Raw genomic sequence first — 24296 nt, forward strand, 5'->3', positions numbered from 1 at the left:
GAGGGAGGGAGGGAATGTCGGCGAGACCGACGCATAGCCATAACGCACATGTTGGCGTCATATCAGAAGGATGCGACCTGTTTGCCGAAGGTCTCTGTCGTTCTGATACATTGGATATGTGCCCTGCCCGACCAATTGCATGTCCCCTTTCAGACAAGAACATGTGAGTTTCTGCCAATCCGCGATCTAGCTATGTTTTTGCAATGACAGCCCCTTGGCCCACGCCAATTGTGCATCAGTTTCCACCGCACAGGGCCGGCGTGCGCGCAGACGTTTCAACGCCTTGTCAAAATCCTGCCCTGCCGCCACCATCAGCGCCAAAACCACCATACCTGACCGCCCGCATCCGCCACGGCAATGCACCAACACTCGGCCACCGGCCTGCAAGCGCATCAACAGTCGCGCCGACATGTCCGGCCAGACGGCGTCAAACGCCGCATCAGGCGTGCCGAAATCGGTGATTTCGTTGTGGTGCCACTCCCAGTCCCCTCTTTGCAAGACCCCCAAGGACGCGCCCGTCTCTTCATCCAGTGTCAGACTGACAATCACGTCCGGCAGCCAAGCGCGCAGCGCATCAAACTCGTGTTTTGCCGTCGGCAGCGGACTCAACGCAACCGTGCCCGTGCCAATCGACCAGTCCACAATCTCAAACGCCATGCCTTTGACCTTTCTCTGGTTTAAACATACGCACCCTCCTCCGCGCGGCGCCCGCGCCCAGCAGATCAGATCGCTTTGCTGGTGGACGCGCCGCCCTGCCCCGCTTAACCTGACGCCTGATCCGCCGAATCCGGCGGACCCAGACACGTCCGACCAAACAGGCTGCCACTATGACCGACACCCCCGACACAGGCTATCAGGTTCTCGCGCGTAAATACCGCCCGGAAACCTTTGCTGATCTGGTGGGGCAGTCCGCCATGGTGCGCACGCTCAAAAACGCGTTTGAAGCTGACCGCATCGCTCAGGCCTTTGTCATGACCGGCATTCGCGGCACCGGCAAAACCACCACTGCCCGCATTATCGCCAAAGGTATGAACTGCATCGGCCCTGACGGCGGTGGCGGCCCAACCACCGATCCTTGTGGCCAATGCGAACATTGCGTGGCCATTATGGAAGGCCGCCACGTCGATGTGATGGAAATGGACGCGGCCTCTCGCACTGGCGTGAACGACATCCGCGAGATCATCGATTCGGTGCACTACCGCGCGGCCTCGGCGCGCTACAAGATCTACATCATCGATGAGGTACACATGCTCTCGACCAGTGCGTTCAACGCGCTGCTCAAAACCCTGGAAGAGCCGCCCGCGCATGTGAAATTCATCTTCGCCACCACCGAAATCCGCAAGGTGCCGGTGACGGTTCTGTCTCGCTGTCAACGTTTCGACTTGCGGCGCATCGAACCCGAAGACCAGATTGGCCTGCTGCGCAAAATCGCCGCTGCCGAAAACGCCAAGATTGCCGACGATGCGCTGGCGCTGATCACCCGCGCCGCCGAAGGCTCGGCCCGTGATGCCACATCCCTGCTGGACCAAGCCATTTCCCACGGTGCCGGCGAAACCACCGCCGATCAGGTCCGCGCCATGCTGGGTCTTGCTGACCGTGGCCGTGTGCTGGATCTCTTTGACATGATCTTGCGCGGCGACGCTGGCGACGCCCTTAACGAGCTGTCTTCGCAATATGCCGACGGCGCCGACCCAATGGCCGTGCTGCGCGATCTGGCGGAAATCACCCACTGGATTTCCGTGGTCAAAGTCACGCCTGAGGCGTCAGAAGACCCCACAGTGACGCCAGACGAACGGGCGCGCGGTCAGTCCATGGCCGAGACCCTGCCCATGCGCGTGCTGACCCGCATGTGGCAAATGCTGCTCAAGGCCTTGGACGAGGTTGCTTCCGCGCCCAACGCCATGATGGCGGCAGAAATGGCCATCATTCGCCTGACGCATGTCGCCGACCTACCCAGCCCCGAAGAATTGGTGCGCAAACTGCAAGACACCCCGCGCCCGCCTATGCCGCCATCTGGCGGTCCAGGCGGCGGTGCCGCCATGGGCCAAGCAGGCGTGCCTACCCAACAAGGCGGCTATCAAGGCGGCGCAGTGCCCAATGGCGGTGGCAGCCAAGGTGGCAACGTGACCGCGCTGGCGATTGCCGACAATCAGGCACTGGCGCGCTACGCAACTTTTGAACATGTGCTCGAACTGATCCGCAGACGTCGCGACGGCGTTCTGCGGGTGCAAGTCGAGAAATACTTGCGCCTCGTGGCCTACCAGCCCGGCCGCATCGAATTTGAACCCGCTCCCAACGCGCCCAAGGACCTCGCGCAGCGCCTTGGTACGCAACTGCAACGCTGGACCAACAACCGCTGGGCGGTGATCGTCGTTTCCGAAGGTGGTGCCGACACCATCGACGAAATCCGCAACGCCGCCGAAAACGCCATGCGCACCGAGGCCAAAACCCATCCACTGGTGCAGGCTGTGCTGGAGGCGTTCCCCAAAGCCAAGATCACCGACATCAAGTCCCGCCAAGAGATCACCAACGAAGCCCTGGCCGAAGCCCTGCCTGAGGTCGAAGACGAATGGGATCCATTTGAGGAAGACTGATCGCAACTGCGACGACGCGACCTTGTAAACAAGGTCCATCATCCGTATTTAGGCCGCAACAACACTTAAGGAGAGACCCAGATGCTTAAAGGCCTCGGTAACCTCGGCGACATGGCCGGGATGATGAAAAAAGCCCAAGACATGCAAGCCAAAATGACTGATATGCAGGAAGAACTGCACAACATGATGGTTGTTGGCGAAAGCGGCGCCGGTCTGGTCAAGGCCACCGCGTCGGCCAAAGGTGAACTCAAGGCGCTCGACATCGACCCCTCCATTTTCAACGGCGAGGACAAAGAAGTGGTCGAAGACCTGATCCTTGCGGCCATCAAAGATGCACAGACCAAGGCGGCGGATCGCGCACAAGAAGAGCTCGGCAAGATCACGTCAGAGCTGGGTCTGCCCGCTGACATGAAACTGCCGTTCTAAAGAACTTGCACGCCCCCCGCCACTTCTCGCTATAGTTAAGCAGAGATGACCCAGCAAAGGGCGCAAGACATGAGCAGTTCCGACATAGACACGCTGATCGAGATGATGGCCAAGCTGCCCGGGCTTGGCCCCCGCTCCGCACGACGTGCGGTTCTGCACCTTATTCGCAAACGTGGCTTTCTGCTTGCTCCGCTTGCAGACGCCATGCAGGCCGTGGCCGTTTCCGCCCGTGAATGCCTGAACTGCGGCAACGTCGGCACCACCGACATTTGTGACATTTGCGCCTCCGAAAAACGCGCCACGGGCGAACTTTGCGTGGTCGAAGATGTGTCCGATCTATGGGCCATGGAACGCGCGAGCGTCTTTCAGGGCCGCTACCATGTGCTTGGCGGCACCCTGTCCGCTCTCGAAGGTGTTGGACCCGAAGACATCTCCATTCCCAAGCTGGTTGACCGTGTTGCTTCCGAGCAAATCACCGAAGTTATTCTGGCGCTCAACACCACTGTCGACGGCCAGACAACGGCGCACTATATCGCAGACCAACTTGAAGAGCGCGTTCGGCTGACCTCTCTGGCCCAAGGCGTGCCTGTGGGCGGGGAGTTGGACTATCTCGACGAAGGCACCATCAGCGCCGCCCTGAACGCGCGCAAAACGCTCTAAAGCGTCCTTCTGCCCAGCTGTGCCAAAACCAAACAGATGTAAGGCTCTGCGGAGGCAAACACGTTGAACAAATTTGGACATCTTCCAACGCCCCCTGACGGGCCCTTCCGGTTCATCGCTCTGGATGTCGAAACCGCCAGCAGGGCCGCTGGCAGCATTTGTCAAATTGGCCTCTGTTTTGTCAGCGACACAGGGACCATGCAGACCTATTCGGTCCTGGTTGACCCCGAAGATCCCTTTGAGGCCTTCAACACGGAGCTTCACGGCATTTCCGCCGAAACCGTGCGCGATGCCGCGACATTCCCGACGGTCTACGCCGCCTTGTTTGACCGGCTTAACACCCACAGCCTTGTGCAACACAGCACCTTTGACGAAAAGGTCATGACCGCTGCCTGCGCGCGCTATGATCTGCCCATGCTCACCTCACATTGGACAAACAGCGTCAAAGTGGCCCGCCAAGCATGGCCCGCCCTAAAAGGAGCAGGCGGACACGGGCTGGCCAATCTCAAAAAACATCTCGGCCTCAGCTTTCATCACCACGATGCGGGCGAAGACGCGCGCGCGGCGGCCTGTGTGATCCTCAAGGCAGAAGAAACAACGGGCGTGCGCTTGGCCCATCTTAAGACGAACCGCCAGCTAAACCTGCCGATCTGAAAGGGGCTTTGGCAAAAAAAGAGGCCGCCCAGATGGACGGCCTTTTTGTGTTCTGTAACGGTCAGACTTAGCGTGGCTGCTCGTCTTCGTCTTCGTTTTCCGGCAGGTTGAAGAAACTGTCGGCATCCGAGAAATCCGCATCCGATGCATCCTTTTCGCTGTCATCATCAGACAGTGAGAAGGTTTCCAGACCTTCGATCGCCGTTGGGATTTTCGGTTCGGCTTCCATGCCCAAAGACGTCTGCGTGCTCACCAGCTTGCGACGCTCATCATCGGTCATCACTTCGCCATCCGCTGCTTTCTTCGCGGCGGCTTTTTGTACAACCGCATCCAATTCGGACTGTTTGCACAGACCCAATGCCACCGGATCAATTGGCTGAATGTTGGCAATATTCCAGTGGGTCCGCTCGCGGATCGCCTGAATTGTTGGCTTGGTGGTGCCAACCAGCTTGCCAATTTGGCCATCGCTCAGCTCGGGGTGGAATTTCACCAGCCAATAGATCGACGCCGGACGGTCCTGACGTTTGGACAAAGGTGTATAACGCGGGCCGCGACGCTTTTCTTCGCCTGTAGCAGCCGCATTGAATTTCAGCTTCATCTTATAAAGCGGATTGGTTTCCGCGTTTGTAAGCTCTTCCTGAACCAATTGGTTGTTGGCAACGGGGTCAAAACCCTTCACGCCAGTGGCCACATCGCCATCCGCGATGCCCTGAATTTCCAATTCGTGCATGCCAACAAAATCCGCGATCTGCTTGAAGCTGATCGTGGTGTTGTCCACCAGCCAGACGGCGGTGGCCTTGGGGTGCAACAGTTTTGCCATGTGTCTACTCCTTACGAATCTCTTTCGCCGCATATAGGTTTCCCGTCGCCTGACTTTTGTCAGACGGCACCGTTGGTCTGGTGCGGGTTGCCGTTGTCGGGGAACTTGAGGCCGATATAGTGCGGTCAAGACAAAAAGGAAAGACCCAATGCGCCATTTGATAAGCCTCCTCCTAGCCGCCCTTTTGGCTGGGCACGCCTTTGCCGACGACGACATTGCCGGTGACTTTGACTATTATGTCATGGCACTCAGCTGGTCACCAAACTGGTGCGCCATCGAAGGCGACGCCAAGCGTTCGCCGCAATGTGACACCGGCGAAGACCACGGCTGGGTGCTGCACGGGCTCTGGCCGCAATACCATCAGGGCTGGCCGGACTATTGCCGCACCACCCACCGCAATCCACCGCGTAGCCTGACAAATGACATGGCCGACATCATGGGCACCTCAGGTCTGGCGTGGCACCAATGGAAAAAGCATGGCACCTGCTCCGGCCTGTCCGCCGAGGATTACTTCGCTTTGTCGCGCCAAGCCTACGACAGCGTGACCCGCCCCACAGTGTTCCGAGAATTGGATCAGACAGTGCGCTTGCCAGCTTCAGTGGTGGAACAGGCGTTTCTCAAAGCCAACCCACGCCTCGCGCCAGACACGCTGACCATCACTTGCCGGGATGGATTTATCCAAGAGGCGCGCGTATGTTTGTCACGCGATCTCAATCCGGTGCCTTGTGGGCGCGATGTCAGCCGGGATTGCAAATTGGACAGCGCGCGGTTTGACCCGCTGCGCTGATTTGTATCAATCATCTGACAGCTTGTTGATCCTTAACTTGCCGCTCGCCGCTTCTTCGCATTTGCCACGCGAAAAGTCGGCGCTTGTGCTGACCCAGTTCAAGGCCATCACACTGTCCCCGTCCGCGCGCAGATAAAAGGGTATCGGCTCGCTTTGGCCACCACTGTTGTTGCCACGCACCATCGTGCCGCAATACAGTTGATGCCCGTTGCTCAGCGCATATGTTCTAAATTCGGGGAACTGCGCCAAACCTGGATTACTTGCCTGCTCAGCCAAACGGTTCTTGGCCCAAAACACCTCTTGCGATGTCGGTGTCGTTGGCGTGGTGCTGACGCGCATCATGTCCAGCGAACACGCGCCCAATAGCGGCAGGCAAATCAACGCCGCAATCGAATTCTTCATTGCTGCTTCTCCTTTTTGTCTTGTTGCCAACAGCATAACCACAGGTTTGAGACCACATCACGGCAAAAATGCAAAAAGCCCGGACGTTGCCGTCCGGGCTTTTTCTGTCTCATGTACCAATGCTTAGTGCAGCTTGGAGTCGACCTCGGAGATTCCGGTCTCGATCAGCTTGTTGGCGTCTGCCGCTGTCATCTGATCGGAAATCACGTTGCGCGCGGCCGCAATGGCCACCGAAACGGCCTGATCGCGCACTTCTTTGACGGCCGAAGCCTGCGCAGATGCGATCTGGTCCTGTGCCGCAGCCAAACGACGGACAATCGAGTCTTCAAGATCCGCCTTGGCCTGAATAGCCGCGTTTTGGGCTTCTTCTTTGGCCTGCGCGATGATGCGCGCCGCCTGCTCTTTTACTTCTTGCTGTTTACGCTCGTAAGACGCCAGTACCGTCTGGGCTTCCTCGCGCAGGGCGCGGGCTTCGTCCAGTTCGGATTTGATGTCGTCGGCGCGCTTGTCCAACATCCCACCCAAAAGGGAAGGCACTTTGAAGTAAAACAGCACCGCGATGAACAGGATGAAACCCAACGTCACGACAAAGTCGGTGTTCTTCAACGAAAAGAACGGGCCGCTGGCAGCAAACGCAGGGCTTGCCATCATAAGGGCGGTGACGGTTGCGAGTGTTGTGCGCATGGTCTTACCCTTTCATCCGGTCAGCGACCGCTTTGGTTACGGCTTTGGCATCTGCTTTGCCACCCAGCGCTGCGACAACTTCGTTCGCAGTTGCATCGGCAACATCCTTGATGCTGTCCAGCGCACCGGCACGGATTTCAGCAATTGCCTTCTCCGATTCAGCCGCCTTAGCGGAAATTTCCGCATCAGCCTTCTGTATTGCGACGTCCAGGTCTGCCTGGATCTCGGCCTTCGCTTCAGCAGCGATTTTCTGCGCTTCAACACGCGCATCTGCCAAAGCCTGATTGTAGGCCTCTTCCGCTTCTACAGCTTTCGCCTTCAGCTCTTCAGCTGCGGCGATGTCATTCGTAATGGTCCCCTGGCGTTCAGCCAGAACCGCAGCGATGCGCGGCAGCGCGATGCGCGACAGGACGAAGTAGATCACGACCAGCGTGATCAAAAGCCAGAAAATCTGGTTGCCCCAGTTCGAAAAGTCGAGCTGTGGCATGCCCGGTGCAGAGGCAGCCTCTGCGGCGTGGCCTGCGGCGTCAGTTGTAGTGGTCGCCATGACGTCCTCCTGGGAACTTCCGTGTGATTACGGGTGGGGCACTAAGGTGCCCGCACCCGCACGTAAGGATGGTTCCGTAGGCTTAGACGGCGAACATCAGCAGAAGCGCAACCAGGAACGAGAAGATGCCCAGTGCTTCCGCAAACGCGATGCCGATGAAGAGAGTTGCAGTCTGACCAGCAGCTGCGGATGGGTTGCGCAGAGCGCCAGCCAAGAAGTTGCCTGCCACGTTACCAACACCGATAGCGGCTGCGCCGGAACCGATTGCTGCGAGACCTGCGCCGATGTGTGCGAGTTGACCTTCCATGAGTGTATCTCCTTACGATTGGAAGTTAATAGTAGAGTTCGTGTTTCTGGGACCGTTAGTGCGAAGGATGCAGCGCATCTTTCAGATACACACAGGTCAGAATAGTAAAGACGTAGGCTTGGATAAAGGCCACGAGGACCTCCAGACCGTACATCGCGGTGATCGCCACCACGGACACAGGGCTGACCACGGCGATCGCGGCAAAGCCCGCGAACACTTTGATCACCGCGTGACCGGCCATCACGTTACCCGCAAGACGGATGCTGTGGCTGACAGGGCGGACGAAGTAAGAAATCAGTTCGATGATCGCCAGGATCGGACGCAACGCCAGCGGCGCGCTTGAGACCCAGAAGAGACCAAGGAAGCCCATGCCGTTCTTGACGAAACCAACGACGGTCACGGTCAGGAACACCAACAAGGCCAGCACCACAGTCACACCAAAGTGGCTTGTGGTGGTAAAGGACATCGGGATCAGGCCAAGGAAGTTGGCAAACACGATGAACATGAAAAGCGTCATGATGTAGGGGAAGAACTTGATCGCGTCCTTGCCGGCCACATCTTCGACCATCTTATAGACAAAACCGTACGCCAGCTCGCCGATCGACTGGCTGCGCGATGGCACAACCGCGCGGCGGCGCGTGCCAACAACCATCAATGCAATGACGGCCACAACGGCCAAGGCCATCCAAAGGGTCACGTTTGTAGGGGTGTACCAATTGATTATGTCGCCACCAAACAAAGGTTTGATGATGAACTGATCCATCGGGTGGAATTCCAGACCGCCACTCTCTGCGCCGTGTGCTTCGCTTGCCACGTTCAGTTCCTCTCGTCTCTTTCAGCGACCTCGGCCGCTTGTTTCTCTTCGATCTCTTTGGCGGTGCGCATCATAACGTTGATACCCGCGGCAAGACCAAACAATGTGAACAGCACCATGAAGATCGGGAGTGTCCCGAACACGCTGTCCAGCGCATATCCGATGCCAAAACCGATCCCGAGACCGGCTACCATTTCTACCACCATGCGCCACGCCTGATTGGCGCCCGAATAGTGCTCATCAGCGCGGGGTTTGGGGTCCTGGGCCTTTTTGGCCGCCTCGATCCGCTCCTCAAGACGCTGCATTTGGTCTTTTTGGCCCGGCTCGGTCACGCGCAAAATCCCTCCGCTGACGATGGCGTAGTGCTATTGCGGCAAAGGGAATGAGTCAATGACATTGATCGGACAGGAAGACGCAGCTTAACTGCCTGTTTTGACGCAATAAATTATCAAAATTAGACGTCGCAGGCCAAGACCGACCACTACCCGCGCGCTGAATCTGCAGCCTTTCGCTTATTCAACGATTTGGTTGAGTTTTGCACGATTACCACAGGAGCGCGCCATGGCCTCGCCTACGGTTCCCCTAGCCGCCACACTGTGCCACTCTCTGCCGCATCCTGTTACGAGCCGCGCGCTCCGCGCCAACCGAGACTGTTTTGATGCCTTTTTTGACCCGCCTTCTTGCCGCTGCCTTCTTTTCGCTTTTGACCCCGCCGCTTCTGGCCGCCACCTACTTCCCTGCGGATACATGGGCCGCGCCCGGTGATACCGAAAACGCGGCCTTTTACGAAGAATGGTATGGCGATCGCCTCAAACATATGGATGAACCGATCCTGTCGTCTTCCACGCCCGGCACCGTCATCCGCATCACCCGCCACCCCTCCTTAGCCGCCCCTGCCACGGTGCGACTGCATCTGACGGACAAGGGCCGCCCTCAGCTGACTTTAAAGAAACTGAAGCTGGATTCTGAAGGCGAGATCGTTGGGCTGACCTAAGCGCAAAAAAAAGTGGCTCAACCGCGCACAGTGGCAAAGGGTACAGGGATTTCTTGCGCAAATCGCCCCCTTCGACCCTGCCACCCCTGCCATTATTTCAACCGTGACCTCGCAGAACGGCGACGGCAATCCGGCCGAGGCCCTCTGTATTGATGGCACCACCGTTGTGCTCGAGGTGGTGCTAAACGGCCAATACCGCGCCCTGTCGCGCCATGATTGCGCACTTGCGGACCCCAACCCGCTGGGCGATCTCTATTTCCTGTTCGACCAACGCTTCCGCGGCAATTTCAACACCGTGACCTACTACGACTTTGACGAGAACCCGCCTAAACCATTTAAGGACCTGGCGCTCCAGTAGCGGTCCCAATCAGGACCGCGCCTCTTCCCCGCTTTGCACCAACACGCTATGAGGGGCCATGACCACCACCCTCGATACCGTCTTCTCGGCCCTAGCGGATCCAACCCGCCGCGAAATCCTCAACATGTTGCTTGAGGACGACATGGCCGTGACCGATGTGGCAGAGCCGTTTGAAATGTCTCTCGCCGCGATCTCCAAACATCTGATGATTTTGGCCAACGCCGGTCTGATCTCTCAGGAAAAACGCGGCCGAGTGAAATGGTGCAAGCTGGAGCCCGACGCTCTGCGCGCCGCATCGGTCTGGATGCAGGGATTTGGTCAGTTCGAGCCTGTGAACCTCGACGCCTTTGAGCGTTTTCTGGAAACAGAACTCACCGATCCGCCGACTGAGCCGCCCTCAAACACGCCCGAATAAACTTTGCTGCAGACCGATAATGCGACGGCGCCGCCGCCTCGGCCCAGCGCCCGGTGGTCCACTTGTTATTCGCCCCTTTCATCGGCCCGCCATAAAGGTCCGCGTCGCTCAAGCTCCCGATCAAGCGCACCCAACTGGCTTGCGCGTTCGACAGCGCATCCTTGACCTCGTCCCACGACTGCCCTGCATTTTTCTTCCGCATCATAGCGTTGTAGGCTTTCAACTCGCTCCACTTGTAACCCGGAGCCGGGAAAGCAACGTCCTTTCCGGCTTGCCCGTCCGCGAACCACCCTAAAAACAACGTGATCCAGTGGGCACGATGCGCGACCACATCTTTGATCGACGGTCCGTCTTCAAACGCTTGCGACGCCAAATCTGCACTCACGTCGTCCAGCAAGGCGGTCAGCTTGCCAAATTCCTTTTCGGCGACCGCGCAAAGGTCGGCTTTGTTTGTCGCTGCTGGCATCTGCCTTCCTCCTCAGCGCACAACGAGAACCGACATTTTGGCGTGTTTCGCCAAATATCCCGCGTGTCCTGTAGTCAGAAAATCCATCACCCGCGGCGCGTGGGTGCCCACCACCACCAAATCGACGCCAAGCTGTTCGGCGGCAACTGTCAGATCGTGATCCAGTTCCGCAGCCACATCGTGGCTGTCGATTGTGCATTTGGAAATCGGCTGCGTCGTATAGGCGTCAAACCGTTTGCGCGCATCCTCAAGCGCCTTGTCCACCGCTTCCGGGTCATGCGGCGCGGCGCTGATGCCTGTGCCCACCACCGCCATCAGCGTGATCTTTGCTTGTTGCCATTGAGCGATCTTTCCGGCGACTTCCGCTGCGCGGTCAATTGCGGGCGGCAACGTCAAATCCACCGGTACCATTATGTGCGTGTACATCAGACCCTCCTCTCTAAAGGTGGCCTCTATGTAACGCGACCGATGGCCCCTGTCTTTGAGATGGCTCAAGCCCATCCGGCGCAAACTTGAAACGCACCAACCAACGACGCTGGCGCTTTATCCGGTTTACCAAGACCCAAAGGTGCGGCCAAAACGGCGGTGCCCGTCTGCCTTGCATCGCGGTTTCAGGGCGGTCCCGTCAGTTTTTCAGCGCCACAAACGTCACGCGCCAAAATCAAGACGCATCAGTTTCCAGCAGCAACACCAGGGCCCCAATCGTCAGCGCCACGCCAATCAAAACAAATCCCGACGGCGCCCCGTGCCCCAGCCCGAATTCCCAGCAGATGACCCACGTCGGCACCAGATAGGTATAGGCCATGACCTTCGCACTCGGCAGCTCAAGGGCCGCAAATTGCAACAACACAAATGTCGACGCGCTGGCAAAAATCGCCAGATATATCACGGTGCCCCAAACAAGCGGCGACAAGTCAGCCCAGTTTGTCGCCCGAATGTCGCCCCAGCCAAACACCGTCAAAACAGCCAGCCCCGCCATCAACATGCCAAAGGTGAACACCACGGGCCGCTCGCCTCGGTTCAACTTGCGCACCATCGGCGTATAGGCCGCGTGGGCCACGCACCCCCAGAAGTAGTAGACTTCGCCTTCCCCGACCTCAAACCGCAAAAACGCCGCCCAATCCGCGCGAAAGATGACCCACAAAGCCCCAACCGCGCCAATGGCCAGCGCCACCGCCATCCGCCGCGTGGTGATCTGGCGCAACAACACCCAGCCAAATCCGGCAGACATCAAAGGTGTCAACGTGAACACCGCCGCTGTGCTCACCGGATGCGCGGTCTTCAGCCCCTCAAACATCAGCACAAAATAGATCGCGAAAAGTCCGCCCAGCACCAGATACCGCCAAGGCGCACGAAAGCTGCCCGAAGGAATCCCGCCTGTGGCCAGCGCAGCCACCCCGATCACCGCCCCCGCGATCAGAAACCGTATCGCGTTCAGGGCCGCTGGCGCCACTTCATTGGCCACCATTCCCCCAAGCGAAAACGACCCCGCCACCAAGGCAGAGAACAGTAGCATCGCCAAATGGCCGCGTTGTGCGCCGCTCATTTTGTCTGCCACCCCTGAGCATGGTCTTTCAAAAATTTCAAAAAGGTCTGCACTTTGGTGGTTCGGTGCAAATCGACGTGGGTCACAAGCCGCACATGCACCGCCCATTCGGGGCGCGGCGGCAACACTTGCTGCAACCCCTCTTCATTCTCTGCCGACCACTTCGGCAGAAACCCAAGTCCCGCACCGGATCGGATAGCTGCGGCAATTCCGCGATCCGACGTCGAGCGGAACGTCACATTTTCCCTCGGCACATATTGTTTTAACCACTGATAAAATGGCGCGCGGCTTTCTTCGTTGTCATGCCCGACAAACCGGTGATTGACCAAATCCGACTCGTCTTTTGGAACGCCCCACCGCGCGATATAGGCACCCGACGCAAACAACGCCGACGGCAACTGGGCCAGAGACTGCACCACATTGTCGGGCTGCTCTTCGCCAACACCGGCCCGGATCGCCACATGCGCCTCGCCGTACTCCAACCTAAACACCCTGTCTCCCGTCAAGAACCGCACCATCAAATCCGGATGCGCTGCCTGAAACTCCGCCAATACCGGCGCCAACAAGGGCGCAAAGCCGCCCAACGACGTCACCACCAATTCGCCCGACACATCCTCGCCACGGCCTTTCATGCGGCCTTCGAGTTGGCCGAACTGGTCATCTGTGGCCTGCGCCACCCGCATCAGGTCCTGCCCGGCCTCCGTTGCCGTATATCCCCGCGCGTGACGCTGAAACAGCTTTAGGCCCAACTTGGCCTCCAACGAGTCGATATGGCGGATCACCGTAGCATGGTGCACACCCAACACGTCTGCCGCGCCGCTGACCGTGCCCAATCGCGCCACTTGATACGCGGTGCGGATTTCGTCCCAGTTGTCCATACGGTCCCTCGTCACGTTACTTATGTGCATTTTTAAACACAGTATGCGCAATTAGTGCAGTTGTGTGAAATTTTGCAATATCTAAATGTTCCCTCAGTTGATCAAACACACCGCCAAGGAACACACAATGACCCACACCGTACTGCACATCGATGCCTCCGCCCGCTTTGCCGATTCTGTATCGCGCGTGAAATCTGCTGACCTCGTCGGCGAACTCAGCGCCAACACGGTCCTTCGCCGCGACCTGGCCGATGGGTTGCCGTTTCTGGATGAGACCTTCACCACAGCAACCTTCACGCCCGAGGAAAACCGCACCGATGCCCAAAAGGCCGCCCTGGAAATCTCCGACACTTTGGTTGCGGAACTGCAAGCCGCGGACACCATCGTTATCGGCACCGCCTTGTATAACTTTGCCATCCCCGCTGTGCTCAAGGCTTGGGTGGATCAGATCGCCCGCGCTGGCGTGACATTTGCTTACACTGAAAACGGCCCCAAAGGCCTGCTTGAAGGCAAAAAGGCCATCGTATCCATCGCCACCGGCGGCACGCCGCTGGGCTCGGACTTTGACTTCGCCTCCAACTACCTGCGCTTTGTTTTCGGATTTCTCGGCATCACCGATGTGACCATCCTCGACAAAGACGGCGCTGTGGTAGACGCCAAGGCCGCCTGAGCGCTTCCGCACCATCTCTGTGCGCGGATACGCTTTTTCCCTTTGGCGGGAGCCCTTACGCTTCCGCCCCACAAAACAACCAATCAAGAACTTGGGACACGACACATGCAAAAATACATTCTCCTCATCGCAAAGGCGCTGCTGACGCTGGCCTTTGTCGCCGCAGGCTTCTTCAAGCTGACAGGAAATGAAATGATGGTCGGCACTTTTGACGCAATCGGCGTCGGCCAATGGTTCCGCTACCTCACAGGCGCGCTCGAAGTCGGCTGCGCTATCCTGCTCTGGGTGCCTGGCAAACAACTGATCGGCGCAGCGCTTTTAGTCTGCACAATGATCGGGGCTGTTTTGGCTCACCTGCTGATCCTGGGTCCATCCGCCGTGCCTGCATTGGTGCTGGGTGTGATCGCGGCCTATGTGGCGTATGCCCACCGCGACCAGAACCCTCTGAGCGCCTAAAACTCGGCCACCAAAAACAAAGTCCGGCTGCGATGTCTGTCGCAGCCGGTTTTTTTGACTAAAACTCCAAAAACTCCGGCGTCGCGCCCACGCGGTCCATAAACGGCCATAGATCAACCACATCCATCGCCACTGTCCGGTCGTTCACCAAAGGATGCATATAAATCCGCGCCGCCTCCCGCACCGAGCTGTCGATGATGAACCGCACACCCTTTTCAGCCCCAGTCGCCATCGCCAATGGGCTCACCGCCCCGGGCCTAATACCAAGCATTTCAAACAGCCTGTCCGCTGACCCAAACGACAGGCCACCGACGCCCAACTGCTTGCCAAGCGTCTTCAGGTCGATCTCGCGATCCTGTTCCAGCGTCACCAGATAATTGCGTTTCTTCTTGTCCCGCAAATACAGATTCTTCACCCGAAACGCCGCCTCACCTTCGACAACCATCGCCGCTTCAACCGACTTCGCATCCTCCACGGTGCGCAGCGGCACATGGGTATGCAGCGTCACATCAATCCCCCAGCCCGCCAACTGCGACAACAGGCGGTCCGACTGCTGATGCATCTCGTCATTGTCCATGGCCATCTCCTCTTCCCAGAATGTGACGCAAGAACGCCTTGCGCTTAATCTTGCGCACCTGGTTCTGCACCAAGCGCGCATAGCCGGAGTCATCGGGGTACCCGTTGTCCGCAACCAGCCCCTGCCCCCGTATGATGCGCGCCAGGTCACGCCCGCCTGCGTCCCGAAACAGCCTGGCTTCCTCCACGACATGCACAAAGGTGTCAAACGACTTTGGCGGAAAAACCGGATCGCCGGCATCCCCGCCCACTGCCTCAAGATAGGCCGCCGGCAAATCTCGCCCCATGGCCAGCCCAACATTGATGCTGCCCGACATCCGCGGATTGATTTCGAGCAAAAAGTGGGTGCCATCCGCCCGCCGGATCATGTCCAGGTCGATGCCGCCGGACCAGTTCAAATGACGCGTAATTTTTTGCAACACGGCATCCAAGGCCGGACCGTCCACAGGTGTGCAAAAGGCCGGGGTTCCAGCCAGTTGCAAACGCTCATCCACCTCAAACCCCACAGTCACCTTCAAACGCCCGTCAATCGCAACACCTCCGAGGCCGACAAATGTCCCCTCGATATTTTCCTGTATTTGCGCGCAACCAGGCTCAGGTATCCGATGCAAATGCGCACCGAGCGCCTCAGCTGAATCGACCCTGAAAACACCCGCCGACGCCAATGTTTCAGACAACTTTAGAAAGCAGGGAAAGCCGATCTCTTCCGCCGCATCAAGCGCAGTGGCACGCGTCACCGTTGCCGACCGCGGCACCGGAATATCAAGGTCCGCACACAAATCCGCCGTAGCATTCCTGTCCCGACACAGCGCGACCGCCGCCACTGACGGCGTGACGAAGGCTCCGACGTCAGGCGCCATCTCCGCCGCCAACGCAACGGCAAGCGCGTCGTCGTCCGAAATCGGCACCACCAGATCAAAACCAAGCTGTATCACCTGATCAATCAGGTACCGCGCGTGCGCGGCAGGCTCTGCTCCCGCAAATGCCGGCACCAGAGCCGTGACATAATCCGACCGACCAATTGCAGAGATAATGGGGCTGACCATTAGGCTCACCTTGTGCCCCCGCCGCCCGAAGCTTTGCACACAGGCCAAAGCGCCCTGCCAATGGTCGCGCATTATAAGAACGTGCATGAAATATCCTTAACTTCCCGATGTGGTGCCACGCTTGACTCCGCCAGGCAATAGGACTAATTGCGCATCCAACTCCGGGAGTCTGTCAAACTTCCGGTCCCATGGCTTAGGCCGGGATCGCCCCCCATCAGCGCGTCGCGCCCATGGGGGACATTGGCGTTTGGGCGGTTCGTACCTATCTACGGGCCAAGGTTGGAAACGGTGCTAAGGAGCCGCAAAGCGATGTTTGAAAATCTAAGCGAACGCCTTTCCGGCGTCTTTGATCGCCTCACCAAGCAAGGCGCCCTGTCTGAGGATGACGTCAAAACCGCCCTGCGCGAAGTTCGCGTCGCGCTGCTTGAGGCCGACGTCTCGCTGCCCGTGGCCCGCGACTTTGTCAAAGCCGTGCAAGAAAAGGCGACAGGCCAGTCGGTAACCAAATCTGTCACGCCAGGTCAGCAAGTCGTCAAGATCGTCCACGACGAGCTCCAAGGCGTACTGGCAGGTGGCGGCGATGCCGACCTTGGCGCGCTCAAAATCGACAGCCCGCCCGCACCGATCCTGATGGTGGGTCTGCAAGGCTCCGGTAAAACCACCACCACCGGTAAACTCGCCAAACGCCTGTCCGAGCGCGATGGCAAACGCGTGCTGATGGCTTCTCTCGACATCTACCGCCCGGCCGCGATGCAACAGCTGCAGGTGCTCGGCACCCAGATCGGCGTCGACACGCTGCCCATCGTGGCAGGCGAGTCCGCCGTCCAAATCGCCAAACGCGCCAAACAACAAGCGACGCTGGGCGGCTACGACGTCTACATGCTCGACACTGCCGGCCGCCTGCAGATCGACGAAGTCCTCATGAAAGAGGTCGAAGACGTCCGCGACGCGGTCAACCCGCGTGAAACCCTGCTGGTGGTCGATGGTCTGACTGGTCAGGTCGCGGTTGAGGTCGCCGAAGAGTTCGACGGCAAGATCGGCATCTCCGGCGTGGTCCTGACCCGGATGGACGGCGACGGCCGTGGCGGTGCGGCGCTGTCGATGCGCGCCGTGACCGGCAAGCCAATCAAATTCGTCGGCCTTGGCGAAAAGATGGACGCGCTCGAAACGTTTGAGCCCGACCGCATCGCCGGCCGCATCCTTGGCATGGGCGACATCGTTGCCTTGGTTGAGAAAGCTCAAGAAACAATCGAGGCCGAACAGGCCGAACGCATGATGAAGCGCTTTATCAAAGGCCGCTTCAACATGAACGACATGAAATCCCAGCTTGAGCAGATGCAAAAGATGGGCGGCATGGAAGGCATGATGGGCATGATGCCCGGCATGGCCAAAATGGCCAAAGGTGTGCAGGACGCGGGCTTTGACGACAAAATGATCGTCCGCCAGATCGCTATGATCCAGTCGATGACCAAAAAAGAACGCGCCAATCCCCAACTTCTGCAAGCCAGCCGCAAAAAGCGCATCGCCAAAGGCTCCGGCATGGATGTGTCTGACCTCAACAAGCTTCTGAAAATGCAGCGCCAGATGGGCGACATGATGAAGAAGATGGGCAAAATGGGCAAAGGCGGCATGCTTAAGCAGGCGATGAAAGCCATGGGCGGCAAAGGTGGCGCCGACATGGCCAACATGGACCCGACCCAGATGGACCCCAAACAGCTCGAAGCCGCGGCCAAAGCCATGGGCGGCAAAGGCGGCATGCCGGGTGGCTTGCCTGGTCTCGGCGGCGGCATGGGGCTCCCCCCGGGCCTGTCCGGTTTTGGCAAAAAGAAGTAAATGACACAGACATCGGCATATCCTCATGAGGCATCCGCCTCTGATCCAGCTGCAGCTTTGGCTGCTCAGCTGGCAGCGGTCGTGCCGACTCTGGAAACCGAACGCCTGATTCTGCGCGCCCATCGCGAAAGCGATATCGCGACGGAGATTGAATTCTACCAAACCAAGGGCTCCGAATTTGTTGGCGGGCCCAAATCGGCAGACGATACTTGGCGCTATATTTCCATGATGATGGGCCACTGGGCCCTGCGCGGCTTCGGCTTCTGGGCGCTTGAGGACAAAGACTCCGGCACGTACCAAGGTCGGGTTGGTCTCTGGTACCCGCACGGTTGGCGCGAGCGCGAAATCGGCTGGATCCTAATGCCGTCCGCCACCGGTAAAGGTTATGCAACAGAAGCCGCCTCTGCGGCGCGCGCGCATGCCTATGACGTGCTTGGTTGGGACACAGCCATTTCACAGATCGCCGTGGCCAATGAAGCCTCAAAAGCCGTCGCCCGCCGCCTTGGCGCGGTAATGGAAGAGACCTATGAGCCGAACGACGACTACGGCACCATCGAAGTCTGGCGCCACCCTGCGCCTGCGGATCTGGTAAACGGCGGAATGGAGGCCTACGCATGACCTCCGTGACCATCCCAACCGTAGAGACAGACCGCCTGATCCTGCGCGCCCACCGCGTCGAAGACCTGCCGGAAATGGCGGCGTTTTTTGCCGGACCTCGCGCCAAATTCATCGGCGGCACCATGACCGAAGGTGAATGCTGGCGCGGCATGATGCGTGGCGCGGGTCATTGGGTGCTGCGCGGCTATGGCCTGTGGCACATCGAAGAGAAAGCCACCGGCAAACTGGCCGGTTGGTCTGGTATCATTCACCACATCGAGTGGCCCGAGCCAGAGCTGGCTTGGACCCTATTTGACGGTTTTGAAGGCAAAGGTGTTGCCTATGAGGCGGCGCTGGCGGCACGTGCTTACGCGGCACAGCACTTTGGTCTCAACCGCCTAATCAGCCTTATTGCGCCCGAAAACACACGTTCTCTCGCACTGGCCAAACGCCTGGATGCCACCTTTGAGGGCGAGCAGACGGTCAATGGCTATGACTGTCATGCCTACCGCCACCCCCAAGTGGAGGTGCTCTGATGGCCACGCGCAACATCCCCGTTCTGGAAACCAAACGCCTGATCCTGCGCGGCCCCGAGCCCGAGGACTATCCGGACTTCAAGGCCACATTTGCCTCTTATCGCTCCCGCTTTATGGGCGGTCCGCTCAATGCCTATGAAACATGGATGCTCTATGCCGCCGAAATCGGCCACTGGAACATTCGCGGCTACGGCATGTGGATGATCCACGACAAGGCGACCGACGAAACGCTGGGCATGGCCGGCGGCTGGATGCCCGCCCAATGGCCCGAACGTGAAATCGCATGGATCATCTGGCCGGAGAAAGCCGGCCACGGCTATGCCCTCGAAGCCACCCACGCCGTGCGCCGTTATTTCTATGACGATCTTGGCTGGGATGGGGCCGTGTCCTACATCGACCCGAAAAATCTGGATTCCATCCGTCTCGCCGAACGTCTTGGCGCCCAAAAAGACAAATCCGCGCCATCGGTTGATGGCCACGACGTGGTTTACCGGCACCCCTCGCCCGAAGCCCTGCGCACCACGCAGATCGGCGACGCCATCGAGATGGAAATCAGCCACTACGCCGACCCGATGTTCAAACCGAAAGGCTACGCTCTTGACTGACGCTGTAACCCGCGCCGCCGACGTGCTCGCTGAGCACCGCGACAGCATCGACCGCCTCGATGCGATCCTCGTCTATACGCTGGGCGAGCGGTTCAAACACACACAGGCTGTTGGCAAACTCAAAGCCACTCACGACCTTCCCCCGTCCGATCCGGATCGCGAAGCGAACCAGATCGCACGTCTCGAAGACCTTGCGAAAAAGGCCGATCTGGACCCTGAATTCGCCAAGAATTTCCTGAACTTCATCATCGCTGAAGTCATTCAGCACCATAAGAAGCATCAGGAATAACAAACCGTTGGGCCACTGAAACCGGTCCTTCGACACCAACCCGCACCGCACTGGTGCACACCAACGCACCCCGGTGCAAACGCCATCTAAGGAGATAAACCCATGGCTATGAAAATTCGTCTCGCCCGCGGCGGTTCCAAGAAACGCCCTTTCTACCGTGTTGTTGCAGCCGACAGCCGCATGCCACGTGACGGCCGCTTCATCGAAAAGCTCGGCACATACAACCCGCTGCTGCCTAAAGACAGCGAAGAGCGCGTTAAACTGGACATGGAACGCGTTCAGTACTGGCTCGACGAAGGCGCGCAGCCTACCGATCGTGTTGCACGCTTCCTCGAAGCGGCTGGCACCATCGCCAAAGTAGAGCGCAGCAACCCTAAGAAAGCTGAGCCCGGCAAGAAAGCGCAAGACCGCGCTGAAGAAAAAGCCGCCAAAGCTGCGGACGCAGCCGAAGCCGCTGCCGCGCCTGCAGAAGAAGCAGCCGCAGAAGAATAAGTTAGGCCCGCACCGGAATGACAGAGTTTACGCCAGATTTCCGGGACGACCTGACACGGCTCATGATGTGGCGGCGCGATGTGCGCCGCTTCCGCTCGGATCCAGTGGACGAGGCACTCCTGTCGGAGTGTCTCGACACGTTTTTGCTGGCCCCTTCGGTGGGGCTCAGCCAACCTTGGCGCCTAGTGCGCGTCCAATCCGACGCCGCCCGTGCTGCCGCTCTCAAGAATTATCAATCTGCCAATGCCACCGCGCTGTCAGACTACTCCGGGGACCGCGCCGCGCTTTATGCGCGCCTTAAACTGTCGGGCATGCGCGAAGCGCCTGTGCATTTGGCAATCTACTGCGATGAAGCCACACCCAAAGGCGCCGGCCTCGGCGCCTCCTCCATGCCCGAGATGCGCCGCTATTCGGTGGTTGGCGCGGTCACCCAATTCTGGCTGGCAGCCCGCGCACAAGGTCTGGGTGTCGGTTGGGTCTCGATCCTTGATCCCGTCCAGCTCAACCGCGATCTGGACATACCGCCTGACTGGTCTCTGGTGGCTTATCTCTGTGTCGGCTGGCCCGAGGCGCCCTCCGACACACCGGAACTGGCCAAAGTCGGATGGGAAGACCGTGACGCACAACTTGAGATGCAAACCCGCTAACTCTGACCCACGTATTTGCATCCGGCCCAAAGGTTTCTACCATCGCCAATGCCGCCTCTCCCTTGCGCCATTCCCGCCAATCCGTCAAAACAGTCTACAAGACCAAAAAGGGCCCAAACCCATGACCAACAGTGATCCCGACATGATCTGCGTCGGCGCCATCGGCGGCGCCTATGGCGTGCGCGGTGACGTCCGTTTGAAATCTTTCACGGCCGAGGCCGACGCCATCGCGGATTATGCCCCGCTCATCACCGGCGACGGCGCGATGGAATTCGAAGTCACCGTTCTTGGTGTTGTGAAAAACGGCCTCTCGGCCCGCCTCTCGGGGATCTCTACCAAAGAACAGGCAGATGCCCTCAAAGGGGTGAAACTCTATGTGCCCCGCGCCCGCCTTCCCGACACGGATGATGACGAATACTACTACACTGACCTCGTCGGCCTCGAAGTGCGCGACACCGGCGGCACGCTGCTTGGCACCGTGAAATCGGTCCAAAACCACGGCGCCACCGATTTACTGGAAATTCAGGGGGCCGCGCTCAAATCGACGGTCCTTTTGCCTTTCACCCACGTTGCGGTGCCCACCGTCGACATTTTGGCGGGCCGCATCATCACGGATCCACCCGAGGGGCTCTTTTGAGATGCCCGACAGCTCCGTAACTCAGGCCGCGTATTCACATCTCAGGAGCGCACCATGATCCGCATCCTCGTGCACGCAGGCTTTCACAAGACCGGCACGACCAGCGTTCAGAAAATGCTGGTCCACAACCGCCCGCGGCTGGAACGCCACATCAGGTTTATCACACGTCCCGGCATGATCGGCGCGTGCGAGGCCGCCCGCGCCTATTCCGCCAGCCGACACCCCGCTGATCTCACCGAGTTCGCCTCCGAAATCGCGGCGGTCTTTGAAGAGATCGACACCGACGACTCCCGTCCACTTGTTCTCAGTTCCGAAGACCTCTCCGGCCACATGCCCGGTCGCCGCAATCTGACCCGCTATGACGCGGCGCCCCACCTGATGAAAGCCATCGCCGACACGACCCAAGCGGCGTTTGGCGATGGTGCAGACCTGACCTTCTATTTCTCAACCCGTGCAGCCGAGGACTGGATGCGCAGTTGCTACGCGCAACACCTGCGTGCCGTGCGCATGACACTCAGCTTTGAGGACTATTGCACGACATTTGCCGACAGCGCCAAGCTTGACGCCATTGTAGAACAAGTGCGCGACAGCGTGGCACCCTTCAAAGTCCTCAGCACACCGCTCGAAGAAGCAAGCACCCGCCCCATCGGCCCGCTCGCCTCGGTGATGGATGCGCTGGACATGCCCGGACGCGCGCGCCGTGGGCTGGAGGTATTGCCGCCGGCAAACGTGTCCATGCCCCAAGAACTTCTGGACGCCATGCTCGAGGCCAACCGCTCCGACCTCAGCAACGAAGACGTCTCCAAGGCGAAATTTGAAGCCCGCCGAATTTGGCTCACCGGTGACATCTGACATGGCGGACAAGACCCGTCCCCTGATCATCCACGCCGGTTTCCACAAAACCGGCACCACGACGCTGCAACGCACCCTGCGTGAAAACCGCGCTTTGCTCAAACCGCACTGCAACATTCAGCTCAAATGGAAGGTCCGCCCACTGGTGCATGCCACGCGCGGTTACTCCACATGGCGCGACCCGCTGTCACTGGCCAAAGTCTCCCTGCGCGCCGATGAATACTGGGCAGAGCAGCCGACATACAAAAACCGCGGCCTGATCCTGTCCGCCGAAGAACTCGCCGGCCACATGCCGGGCCGCGATGACGTGCCCGACTATCGCCCTGCCATCGACAACCTGCGTGAAATCGTGACCGCCGCACAGCGCCGCTATGAAAAATCCGGCCAACAGGCCGACGTCCGCATCGTGATGACCACCCGTCAGGCGGATCCATGGTTGGAGAGCGCCTTTTGGGAGCATGTGAAATCCTCGGGCATCACCATGTCCCTTGAGGAGTTTAAGACCCGCGTCCGGCCTGCCGCTGACACCCGTCCCCTGTTGCAGGAGTTAGCCGAGGCCATCGCCCCCGTGCCCGTGATCCCGCTGGCGCTGGAGCATTGGCAAGCTTTGCCGCTCGGCTTGGCCAGCCCGCTTCTGGACCTCGTCGGCGTGCCGCCCAAAACCCGCGACAAGTTGGTGCCGTTGCCGCCGGAAAACACCCGTCTGCCGCAGCCCGTTTTGGATGAACTGCTGGACCTCAACCGCAAAATCAGCGACAGGGAGGCCCGCAACGTGGCCAAACGCGCCCTGATGGACGCGCACGAAAGGACCTTGGCAGGTGACTGACAAACCAAAGGACAGAACACCCCGCTCCCATGGGCGCAAATCCATCTCAGCGTCTTTCAAACCGCGCGAGCTTATGGACCCCAACCCACGCCTTGCCGGTGTCTGGACCGCGCATATCATCACGCTGTTTCCCGACGCTTTTCCAGGTGTGCTAGGCGAAAGCCTCACTGGCCGCGCGCTCAAGGATGGCAAGTGGCAGCTGCACACCACCAATCTGCGTGATTTTGGCGTCACCAAGCACCGCAACGTTGATGACACGCCTGCCGGTGGCGGCGCAGGCATGGTGCTGCGCCCCGACGTGTTGGGCAACGCCATCGAAAGCGCCATGTCCGGCGCGCGTGGCAACCGTCCGCTGGTCTATCTATCGCCACGCGGCCGCCGCTTTGATCAGCAAATGGCGCGGGCTTGGTCGCAAGCTGACGGTGTCACCCTGCTCTGTGGCCGCTTCGAAGGCGTAGATCAGCGCGTGCTGGATCACTACAACATCATGGAAGTCAGCCTTGGCGACTTTGTCCTGACCGGTGGCGAAATCGCGGCACAAGCCATGATCGACGCCACAGTGCGGCTCTTGCCGGATGTCTTGGGCAACGAAGAAAGCACCGTGGATGAAAGCCATTCCGCCGGCCTGTTGGAACACCCGCAATACACCCGCCCCGCCGAATGGAAAGGCCGCGCCATCCCAGATGTGCTGATGTCAGGCCACCATGGCAACGTCGAAAAATGGCGCCGTGACATGGCCGAAACGCTCACCCGCGAGCGGCGTCCGGACATGTGGCAAGCTTATCAAAACAAAAAGTAGACAGGGCACCGTTCTCTCTAGGCGAGGGGGGTCGAACGGCGCCCTGTTTGTGAAGGCTGGTCCTTCCACAAGACCATTCCCAA

At 59.1% G+C, this 24296-nt stretch carries 35 protein-coding genes; 21 read left to right on the forward strand and 14 right to left on the reverse strand.

The genetic code is table 11. The features are described from left to right. Positions 1-186 precede the first annotated feature (186 nt). Positions 187-657: a protein-tyrosine phosphatase family protein gene (locus tag SHIM_RS02170; RefSeq protein WP_054000996.1), complete on the reverse strand. Its 471-nt coding sequence runs from the start codon at positions 655-657 to the stop codon at positions 187-189. Positions 658-827: 170 nt separating this feature from the next. Here SHIM_RS02170 and SHIM_RS02175 point away from each other — a divergent pair, with 170 nt between their 5' ends. The 4 genes from SHIM_RS02175 to SHIM_RS02190 all read left to right on the forward strand — a co-directional run bounded on the left by SHIM_RS02175 (position 828) and on the right by SHIM_RS02190 (position 4334). After that, positions 828-2594, forward strand: a complete 1767-nt coding sequence (locus tag SHIM_RS02175) for a DNA polymerase III subunit gamma/tau (protein WP_054000997.1) — start codon at positions 828-830, stop codon at positions 2592-2594. 81 nt (positions 2595-2675) lie between these two features. Next, positions 2676-3020 (forward strand): YbaB/EbfC family nucleoid-associated protein, encoded by a 345-nt coding sequence (locus tag SHIM_RS02180; protein WP_054000998.1) that lies wholly within the window; start codon positions 2676-2678, stop codon positions 3018-3020. A 69-nt stretch (positions 3021-3089) separates the two neighbouring features. After that, positions 3090-3680: a recombination mediator RecR gene (gene recR, locus SHIM_RS02185; protein WP_054001064.1), complete on the forward strand. Its 591-nt coding sequence runs from the start codon at positions 3090-3092 to the stop codon at positions 3678-3680. 63 nt (positions 3681-3743) lie between these two features. Beyond that, complete coding sequence (locus SHIM_RS02190; RefSeq protein ID WP_054000999.1) at positions 3744-4334, forward strand: 3'-5' exonuclease; 591 nt, start codon at positions 3744-3746, stop codon at positions 4332-4334. Between the two features lie 67 nt (positions 4335-4401). Here the strand turns inward: SHIM_RS02190 and SHIM_RS02195 are convergent, their stop codons facing one another. Then, positions 4402-5154 (reverse strand): DUF1013 domain-containing protein, encoded by a 753-nt coding sequence (locus tag SHIM_RS02195; RefSeq protein ID WP_054001000.1) that lies wholly within the window; start codon positions 5152-5154, stop codon positions 4402-4404. Between the two features lie 148 nt (positions 5155-5302). On the opposite strand from SHIM_RS02195, the gene SHIM_RS02200 reads away from it, so the two are divergent. Further along, on the forward strand, positions 5303-5941 hold the full coding sequence (locus SHIM_RS02200) for a ribonuclease T2 family protein (protein WP_054001001.1): 639 nt from the start codon (positions 5303-5305) through the stop codon (positions 5939-5941). A 6-nt stretch (positions 5942-5947) separates the two neighbouring features. Here SHIM_RS02200 and SHIM_RS02205 read toward each other — a convergent pair whose 3' ends face one another. The 6 genes from SHIM_RS02205 to SHIM_RS02230 all read right to left on the reverse strand — a co-directional run bounded on the left by SHIM_RS02205 (position 5948) and on the right by SHIM_RS02230 (position 9027). Continuing rightward, on the reverse strand, positions 5948-6343 hold the full coding sequence (locus tag SHIM_RS02205) for a hypothetical protein (RefSeq protein WP_152926399.1): 396 nt from the start codon (positions 6341-6343) through the stop codon (positions 5948-5950). A gap of 123 nt (positions 6344-6466) precedes the next feature. Further along, positions 6467-7027 (reverse strand): F0F1 ATP synthase subunit B, encoded by a 561-nt coding sequence (locus tag SHIM_RS02210; RefSeq protein WP_054001003.1) that lies wholly within the window; start codon positions 7025-7027, stop codon positions 6467-6469. A 4-nt stretch (positions 7028-7031) separates the two neighbouring features. Then, the gene (locus tag SHIM_RS02215) at positions 7032-7574 is read right to left on the reverse strand and encodes a F0F1 ATP synthase subunit B' (protein WP_054001004.1); all 543 of its coding nucleotides are present in this window, start codon (positions 7572-7574) and stop codon (positions 7032-7034) included. 82 nt (positions 7575-7656) lie between these two features. After that, positions 7657-7881 (reverse strand): F0F1 ATP synthase subunit C, encoded by a 225-nt coding sequence (locus SHIM_RS02220; protein ID WP_054001005.1) that lies wholly within the window; start codon positions 7879-7881, stop codon positions 7657-7659. A gap of 55 nt (positions 7882-7936) precedes the next feature. Continuing rightward, positions 7937-8695: a F0F1 ATP synthase subunit A gene (locus tag SHIM_RS02225; protein WP_054001006.1), complete on the reverse strand. Its 759-nt coding sequence runs from the start codon at positions 8693-8695 to the stop codon at positions 7937-7939. Between the two features lie 2 nt (positions 8696-8697). Further along, positions 8698-9027, reverse strand: coding sequence for an AtpZ/AtpI family protein (locus SHIM_RS02230; RefSeq protein WP_054001007.1), 330 nt, complete (start codon positions 9025-9027; stop codon positions 8698-8700). 326 nt (positions 9028-9353) lie between these two features. Between SHIM_RS02230 and SHIM_RS02235 the strand changes: the two genes are divergently transcribed. From SHIM_RS02235 to SHIM_RS02245, 3 genes are all read left to right on the forward strand, one after another. Beyond that, on the forward strand, positions 9354-9689 hold the full coding sequence (locus SHIM_RS02235) for a hypothetical protein (protein ID WP_054001008.1): 336 nt from the start codon (positions 9354-9356) through the stop codon (positions 9687-9689). Between the two features lie 103 nt (positions 9690-9792). Then, positions 9793-10047, forward strand: a complete 255-nt coding sequence (locus SHIM_RS02240) for a hypothetical protein (protein ID WP_054001009.1) — start codon at positions 9793-9795, stop codon at positions 10045-10047. A 58-nt stretch (positions 10048-10105) separates the two neighbouring features. Beyond that, positions 10106-10462: an ArsR/SmtB family transcription factor gene (locus tag SHIM_RS02245; RefSeq protein WP_054001010.1), complete on the forward strand. Its 357-nt coding sequence runs from the start codon at positions 10106-10108 to the stop codon at positions 10460-10462. On the opposite strand, the gene SHIM_RS02250 is transcribed toward SHIM_RS02245, so the two are convergent. From SHIM_RS02250 to SHIM_RS02265, 4 genes are all read right to left on the reverse strand, one after another. Further along, complete coding sequence (locus tag SHIM_RS02250; RefSeq protein WP_054001011.1) at positions 10419-10928, reverse strand: ClbS/DfsB family four-helix bundle protein; 510 nt, start codon at positions 10926-10928, stop codon at positions 10419-10421. The two genes, SHIM_RS02245 and SHIM_RS02250, sit on opposite strands and share 44 nt — an antisense overlap. A gap of 12 nt (positions 10929-10940) precedes the next feature. Then, positions 10941-11354: a universal stress protein gene (locus SHIM_RS02255; RefSeq protein ID WP_054001012.1), complete on the reverse strand. Its 414-nt coding sequence runs from the start codon at positions 11352-11354 to the stop codon at positions 10941-10943. 235 nt (positions 11355-11589) lie between these two features. Further along, positions 11590-12474, reverse strand: a complete 885-nt coding sequence (locus tag SHIM_RS02260) for a DMT family transporter (RefSeq protein ID WP_054001013.1) — start codon at positions 12472-12474, stop codon at positions 11590-11592. After that, a complete protein-coding gene (locus SHIM_RS02265) occupies positions 12471-13352 on the reverse strand; it encodes a LysR family transcriptional regulator (protein WP_054001014.1) in 882 nt (293 codons plus the stop codon). Before SHIM_RS02265 ends, SHIM_RS02260 begins: the two co-directional genes overlap by 4 nt. Positions 13353-13479: 127 nt before the next feature. Between SHIM_RS02265 and SHIM_RS02270 the strand changes: the two genes are divergently transcribed. After that, positions 13480-14022, forward strand: a complete 543-nt coding sequence (locus SHIM_RS02270; protein ID WP_054001065.1) for an FMN-dependent NADH-azoreductase — start codon at positions 13480-13482, stop codon at positions 14020-14022. Between the two features lie 105 nt (positions 14023-14127). After that, positions 14128-14478: a DoxX family protein gene (locus tag SHIM_RS02275; protein WP_054001015.1), complete on the forward strand. Its 351-nt coding sequence runs from the start codon at positions 14128-14130 to the stop codon at positions 14476-14478. 58 nt (positions 14479-14536) lie between these two features. On the opposite strand, the gene SHIM_RS02280 is transcribed toward SHIM_RS02275, so the two are convergent. Together SHIM_RS02280 and SHIM_RS02285 are read right to left on the reverse strand one after the other, a co-directional pair. Next, positions 14537-15055, reverse strand: coding sequence for a prolyl-tRNA synthetase associated domain-containing protein (locus tag SHIM_RS02280; protein WP_054001066.1), 519 nt, complete (start codon positions 15053-15055; stop codon positions 14537-14539). Then, the gene (locus tag SHIM_RS02285; protein WP_152926403.1) at positions 15045-16187 is read right to left on the reverse strand and encodes an ATP-grasp domain-containing protein; all 1143 of its coding nucleotides are present in this window, start codon (positions 16185-16187) and stop codon (positions 15045-15047) included. The genes SHIM_RS02280 and SHIM_RS02285 overlap by 11 nt, the downstream gene beginning before the upstream one ends. Before the next feature lie 222 nt (positions 16188-16409). Here SHIM_RS02285 and ffh point away from each other — a divergent pair, with 222 nt between their 5' ends. The 11 genes from ffh (at position 16410) to trmD (ending at position 24213) form a co-directional block, all read left to right on the forward strand. Continuing rightward, positions 16410-17933 (forward strand): signal recognition particle protein, encoded by a 1524-nt coding sequence (gene ffh / locus SHIM_RS02290; protein WP_054001017.1) that lies wholly within the window; start codon positions 16410-16412, stop codon positions 17931-17933. After that, on the forward strand, positions 17934-18551 hold the full coding sequence (locus SHIM_RS02295; RefSeq protein WP_082358240.1) for a GNAT family N-acetyltransferase: 618 nt from the start codon (positions 17934-17936) through the stop codon (positions 18549-18551). Continuing rightward, on the forward strand, positions 18548-19066 hold the full coding sequence (locus SHIM_RS02300) for a GNAT family N-acetyltransferase (RefSeq protein ID WP_054001018.1): 519 nt from the start codon (positions 18548-18550) through the stop codon (positions 19064-19066). Before SHIM_RS02295 ends, SHIM_RS02300 begins: the two co-directional genes overlap by 4 nt. Beyond that, positions 19066-19671 carry a GNAT family N-acetyltransferase gene (locus SHIM_RS02305; protein WP_054001019.1) on the forward strand — a complete coding sequence of 202 codons (606 nt, stop codon included), beginning with the start codon at positions 19066-19068 and terminating at the stop codon, positions 19669-19671. The genes SHIM_RS02300 and SHIM_RS02305 overlap by 1 nt, the downstream gene beginning before the upstream one ends. Beyond that, a complete protein-coding gene (locus tag SHIM_RS02310; protein ID WP_054001020.1) occupies positions 19664-19960 on the forward strand; it encodes a chorismate mutase in 297 nt (98 codons plus the stop codon). Before SHIM_RS02305 ends, SHIM_RS02310 begins: the two co-directional genes overlap by 8 nt. Positions 19961-20062: 102 nt before the next feature. Beyond that, positions 20063-20452, forward strand: coding sequence for a 30S ribosomal protein S16 (rpsP, locus tag SHIM_RS02315; protein ID WP_054001021.1), 390 nt, complete (start codon positions 20063-20065; stop codon positions 20450-20452). Positions 20453-20469: 17 nt separating this feature from the next. Further along, on the forward strand, positions 20470-21099 hold the full coding sequence (gene bluB, locus SHIM_RS02320) for a 5,6-dimethylbenzimidazole synthase (protein WP_054001022.1): 630 nt from the start codon (positions 20470-20472) through the stop codon (positions 21097-21099). Positions 21100-21220: 121 nt separating this feature from the next. After that, positions 21221-21736, forward strand: a complete 516-nt coding sequence (rimM, locus tag SHIM_RS02325) for a ribosome maturation factor RimM (protein WP_054001023.1) — start codon at positions 21221-21223, stop codon at positions 21734-21736. Between the two features lie 54 nt (positions 21737-21790). Beyond that, positions 21791-22588 (forward strand): hypothetical protein, encoded by a 798-nt coding sequence (locus SHIM_RS02330; protein ID WP_054001024.1) that lies wholly within the window; start codon positions 21791-21793, stop codon positions 22586-22588. Further along, positions 22578-23414: a hypothetical protein gene (locus tag SHIM_RS02335; RefSeq protein WP_152926405.1), complete on the forward strand. Its 837-nt coding sequence runs from the start codon at positions 22578-22580 to the stop codon at positions 23412-23414. The genes SHIM_RS02330 and SHIM_RS02335 overlap by 11 nt, the downstream gene beginning before the upstream one ends. Further along, positions 23407-24213, forward strand: coding sequence for a tRNA (guanosine(37)-N1)-methyltransferase TrmD (gene trmD, locus SHIM_RS02340; protein ID WP_054001026.1), 807 nt, complete (start codon positions 23407-23409; stop codon positions 24211-24213). The genes SHIM_RS02335 and trmD overlap by 8 nt, the downstream gene beginning before the upstream one ends. Positions 24214-24296: the final 83 nt, after the last annotated feature.

The sequence above is a fragment of the Shimia sp. SK013 genome, assembly GCF_001292625.1.
Classification (GTDB): Bacteria; Pseudomonadota; Alphaproteobacteria; order Rhodobacterales; family Rhodobacteraceae; genus Shimia.